We start from the raw sequence: 1,090 nt of genomic DNA, 5'->3' as shown, positions 1-1,090 counted from the left end.
CCCACCGTTGCGGACCGGGTGGTGATGACCGCCGCGAAGATGGTTCTCGAACCGGTCTTCGAGGCCGGGTTCACCGAGGTGAGCTACGGGTTCCGGCCGAAACGGTCCGCGATCGACGCGTGCGACGCTGTGCGCGTTGCGGCGAACAAAGGTCGGGAGTGGGTGTTCGAGGCCGATATCCGGGACTGTTTCGGGACGATCGGGCATGATGCACTCGTCGCTCAGCTGGCGAGGCGCGTGGTGGACCGGTCGATGCTGAAGCTGATCCGGTCGTGGCTGCGGATGGGCGTCATGGAGGGCGGGGTGACCTCCCCGACCGGGGCGGGAACCCCACAGGGCTCACCGATCTCCCCATTGCTGGCGAATGTCGCGCTGCACGTCCTCGATGAGGCATGGCAGGACGAGGGGCGCCGGCTGGGAGTGCTGGTGAGGTACTGCGATGACTTCGTGGTCCTGTCGCCGACCAGACAACGGGCCGAGCAGGCCCAGCAACTGGCGGCGAGAGTGCTGGGACAGCTCGGGATGCGACTGCACCCCGAGAAGTCCGGCATCACCTGCCTCACCCGAGGCGGGCAGGGCTTCGAGTTCCTCGGCTTCCACCACCGGAAAGTGGAGTCGTGGAAGTGGCGGGGCAGGTTTTACTTGTACCGGTGGCCCTCGCAACGGGCGTTGAAGGTGCTGCGGGACAAGGTCCGTGCGGCTACCTCGCGCTCTCGGACCGAGCGGCCGGTGGCTGCCGTAGTGGCCGAGCTCAACCCTGTGCTCCGGGGATGGGCCGGGTACTTCCGCAACGGGAATTCTGCGCGGAAGTTCGAAGCGGTGGACCAGTACGTCCACGAGCGGCTGGCGATTTTCACCAGCAGGAAACATGGCCTCTCAGGCCGGAATTGGGCCGCCCGCTACAACTACGGGTGGATCAGTCGGCTCGAGGTCTTCCGCCTGGCCGGAAAGTGGCACGGGGCGACGGCGCATGTCAGCGGTGAACGGTGTCGGTAAGCCGGATGCGGGAGAACCGCATGTCCGGTTTGAAGCGGCGGGGACTGGAAACGGAGACTCATCCACCGCGCCAGTCCCCGACCCTACTCGACAC

Annotated in this window: 1 protein-coding gene; it reads left to right on the top strand. The window is 66.4% G+C overall.

All coding sequences use genetic code 11. From position 1 onward, the window contains the following. Window positions 1-996 (top strand): reverse transcriptase domain-containing protein (locus tag AB0M27_RS48155; protein ID WP_365732505.1); only part of this gene is annotated, 996 nt, incomplete at its 5' end. Between the last annotated feature and the right edge of the window lie 94 nt (window positions 997-1,090).

It is taken from the genome of Streptomyces sp. NPDC052107 (assembly GCF_040680215.1).
Taxonomy (GTDB): Bacteria; Actinomycetota; Actinomycetes; order Streptomycetales; family Streptomycetaceae; genus Streptomyces.
The sequence above is the reverse complement of the archived record's forward strand: the minus strand, read 5'-3'. Positions and strand labels throughout refer to the sequence as shown.